The 3,749-nt window shown below is 32.5% G+C and carries 6 protein-coding genes; all 6 read left to right on the top strand.

Translation table 11 applies throughout. The features are described 5' to 3' along the window. The coding region (locus BMX40_RS19765; protein ID WP_170840873.1) for a tyrosine-type recombinase/integrase at positions 1–204 on the top strand (204 nt) is incomplete at its 5' end. A gap of 192 nt (positions 205–396) precedes the next feature. After that, positions 397–1,809 carry a HEPN domain-containing protein gene (locus tag BMX40_RS19770; RefSeq protein WP_090873168.1) on the top strand — a complete coding sequence of 471 codons (1,413 nt, stop codon included), beginning with the start codon at positions 397–399 and terminating at the stop codon, positions 1,807–1,809. A 115-nt stretch (positions 1,810–1,924) separates the two neighbouring features. Continuing rightward, positions 1,925–2,158, top strand: a complete 234-nt coding sequence (locus BMX40_RS19775) for a hypothetical protein (RefSeq protein WP_090873169.1) — start codon at positions 1,925–1,927, stop codon at positions 2,156–2,158. Between the two features lie 277 nt (positions 2,159–2,435). Next, the gene (locus tag BMX40_RS19780) at positions 2,436–3,077 is read left to right on the top strand and encodes a hypothetical protein (protein WP_090873171.1); all 642 of its coding nucleotides are present in this window, start codon (positions 2,436–2,438) and stop codon (positions 3,075–3,077) included. Between the two features lie 37 nt (positions 3,078–3,114). After that, positions 3,115–3,459: an HNH endonuclease gene (locus BMX40_RS19785; RefSeq protein WP_425287874.1), complete on the top strand. Its 345-nt coding sequence runs from the start codon at positions 3,115–3,117 to the stop codon at positions 3,457–3,459. 4 nt (positions 3,460–3,463) lie between these two features. Beyond that, entirely contained in the window at positions 3,464–3,643 is a 180-nt protein-coding gene (locus BMX40_RS19790; protein WP_139177974.1) for a hypothetical protein, read from the top strand. Positions 3,644–3,749 lie beyond the last annotated feature (106 nt).

Consider the following 3,749-nt stretch of genomic DNA (forward strand, 5'->3'; position numbering starts at 1 on the left):
AGGAAGGCAGCCAAGCATGTTAATCTTGTTAATATAGGAACACACACATTAAGAAAAACATTTGGATATCACCTATATAAGCAAACAGGAGATGTCGCATTGCTTCAAAAGATATTAAATCACTCAGATCCAGCTTTCACATTAAGGTATATAGGTATTGACCAAGATGCCATGAACAAAGCAATAAAAGAGTTTAAAATATAAGCCTATCCATTCATTGGAGGGCTTTTTAGTTTGTCTCTAACCTATTAGTTACACATATTAAATTAACGTGTAACTCATTTTAGTAGATTGTGATAGAATTAGTGGTAATAGGGGGTCTAGCCTTTCGGCTAGTTACACACAATATAAGATATGGGTAATTGAATAACTAATATAATCTATGGGGGAAAAATTATGACTATTAGAGATAATCAACTTTATAGTTTATTGTGTACGGTTGTATCTGATGGAATTAAAAAAGCGATAAATGTTAAAAATGGAAGAACATACCTTCCTAAGCCATATAAATATCCTGAATTGTCAACATTTCCACAAACTGGATTTCCGGATTTAGGTGAAGAATTTAGGGATGACAGAAAGCCTATATCATATTCTTCATTCTTTATGAGGTTTGGAGGTTCAGAATCTGAAATAAAATTGGAAGAATGTGAAGGATATCAGGAATATTATGAATACGCAAGTGAAACTGAATATTTTATAAAACGGTTCAAAACAGAAGGAGAATTTAATTTCTTAGATTCAAATATCAGAAGAATCTTAATAGAATTAATAGAAAGGTATATTTTAGAGTTTGGTGAAGAAAATCAATTTGATCCAGAGTTATTCTTGGAAATATATCTTCCAATTGAATTTGCACTCATAGAGGATGAGTTACCTGTAGAAATTCATATACCTATTTTATTTATAGATTTTGATTTTGATAAATTTAAGATTAATGATGCCCTATCAATTGAAAAAATGTCTGATCAAATGCAAAAGTCGCGTTTAGATATTAAAGATTTTTCGAGACATGTACCTGTACCATTATTGAGTTCCGCAACACACTCTCTGGTTATAAAAGATTTGTATTCAGAGAATGATCATTATCATAAATATGGAAATACTTATACTAGACCAGAAGCATACCCTCTTCCAGTAATTGATAATTACTTCAATGCAATTAGAATAGTAAGTGGATTGAAAACAGGTTACTGTCAGTTAATTGCCTTGCCTAAAGGGTGGACATACAATTATAGTTCTGATTTGATACCTTTAAAAGGTACTTCAATTAGAGAGTATCCATATGGCTTTGAAAATTATCGTTGGCTTCAACCTGTTGAGAAGTTAACTAGTGAAACAGTAGAAGAAGTGAGTAGTGTTTTCAAAGGGCTACAAGATGTGAATGATAGGAAGATAGAACACGCTACATACAGATTAAAAGAGTGCTATTTAAGAAAGAATGAGGAAGATGCTGTAATCGATGCAATAATTGCGTTAGAAACTTTATTAAGTGATGGAGATAGAGGAGAAATCACGCATAAACTTGCTCTTCGTGCAGCTTTTCTACTACAAAAATCTCCACTAATTGAGCATCATCCACTTGAAATTTTTAGGAATATTAAAGCTATTTACTCTTTTAGGTCTGCCATTGTTCATGGTAGCACTAAAATTAGTAGTAAGAGAGAAATAAAGGTAAATGATGAGGTTAAGATACCAGCTTTGGAACTAGCAATAGAATATGTAAGAAATTCTATACTTGTCTTAGTTCAAAACCCCGAATATTTAGTTGCTAGTAAAATTGATGAGAATTTAATATTAACAAAATAATAAAATTAAGATAAATGGCAGACAAATGGCAGAAAAAAAGCAGAGCATGTACAAATAAATACGATATGATTGTATCGTAGGAAAGTTTATAAGAAGGCACTCATGAATAATAGAGGTGCCTTTTTTTCTATGGGCAGAAGTTTTTGGGATAACGGAACGTTGGTGGGGACGTTCAATATATGAGGTGATTGAAATGAAAGTAAAAGATCATCTAAGTAAACAACAACATGAAAAGATGAAATCTAAATATAAAAATCATAAGCCTGAACGAATAGATTGGCATGATTTGATGGGTATGAATCGAGATACGTATAAGCGTGGTCGAGGCGGGGCAATTAGAAGAAGATGAAAAGCCAAACCACCCAAAAGGTGGTACTAGAAAAATTTTGATGCATCTTGATTAATGAAGATGCTCCATGCTAAGTATAGTAAACCTAAACCAATTATAGCAGCAATAATTGTTATGGCTAGATTCTTAATTGGTTCAAGTATAGCCTTTAAAATATTCATTGCTTCACCTCCGTTTGTTTTGTATTCGACATTATTATGTAAAACCCTTTATTTTTGCAGGAGATTTTTATTATTTGTCGAAGTAGTTAGGGAATCGAGAGGAGTTGAAAGTACATTTGGAAATTAATGATTATATAAATATTGGAATAAATTTACTACTAATGATGATAACTCTTGGGGCGGTTATATATGCTAAAAAAAGTCTGTTAGCAAATGATGCCCCAAGAATATTGGTAACTAACTATCAAGAGAAAATATCTCGTAACGATGATGATCATTTTGAAGCAAGAGTAAGAGTTAAAAATTTTGGTAATGGAGTAGCTGTAAAAACATTCTTGTTATTTATTACGGATGATAGAGGTGTTAAACATTATTTTCTATCAAAGCCTATTGTGTCCTTGGAAAGTAAGTGCGAAGCAGAAGCAGAGATAATATTAAGTAAAGATGATATTTCCCACGAAATGATAAATTCTATTTCAGATAAGAAAAAACCCGCAGGGGCATTTTTGATATCACAAGACTTTTTTAATAACCTTTATTATTCTTTTATCAGCTTAGCCCAAGATGATAGTCATCTGAAGGATTTTTCTGTCCCTATAAGACAAGTTTCTAAGTTTCATCCAATATATAGATTTATAAGAGGTTTTATTAAAAAAGCTAATAAACAGAAAAACACATACACGCATCGGATAGGCAGGAAAAACTCTAAAATGCTTAAAGAATTAGAACAAATGATGGGTGGAAATACTAATATATAATGAACTGACACCTCAAACGAGGTGTCTTTTTATTTTGGTGGTGATCTATATCGCTGAATACAAAACAAAAGAACAACAAATAAACTTCTACAACTCAAAAGAGTGGAAGTTAAAAAGAGAAGACATAAAGAAGCGTGACAATTATGAATGCCAATGGTGTAAAGAAGAAGGATTTGTAACGGTAGCAGGTGGCTTAGATAAGAATGGTAATGAGGTAGTACTGGAAGTTGACCATATTAAAGAACTGGAAGATCATCCTGAGTTAGCATTAGAAGATGATAATCTTAGAACATTGTGTAAGGACTGCCACAATAAAAGGCATGAACGATTTAATTACAAAGCAAGTAAAAAGGAAAAGAAATGGGACGATGAATGGTGGTAAGGAGATGGAACGTGATGATAGTTTACAAGCTTATCTATATGCAATGCTTTATTTGTTTGGTGGTGTAGATTTATCCCATACAAATGACCAGACGGTAAAAGTAATAAGTAAAGTTGAAGGAGATAAAACGAACAAGATAGTTTATCATCCTTCTTTCTTTGATGAAATGCATAGTTACAAATAAATAGACCCCCCGGGTCAAAAATTTCGCAAAATAACTTTCATTGGGAAACCGGTGCATGGGCTCAATTCTGCAGTTGTATCGAGATATGAGTACCCTCCCCTCCCCC

The sequence above is a fragment of the Oceanobacillus limi genome, assembly GCF_900111445.1.
Taxonomy (GTDB): Bacteria; Bacillota; Bacilli; order Bacillales; family Amphibacillaceae; genus Ornithinibacillus; species Ornithinibacillus limi.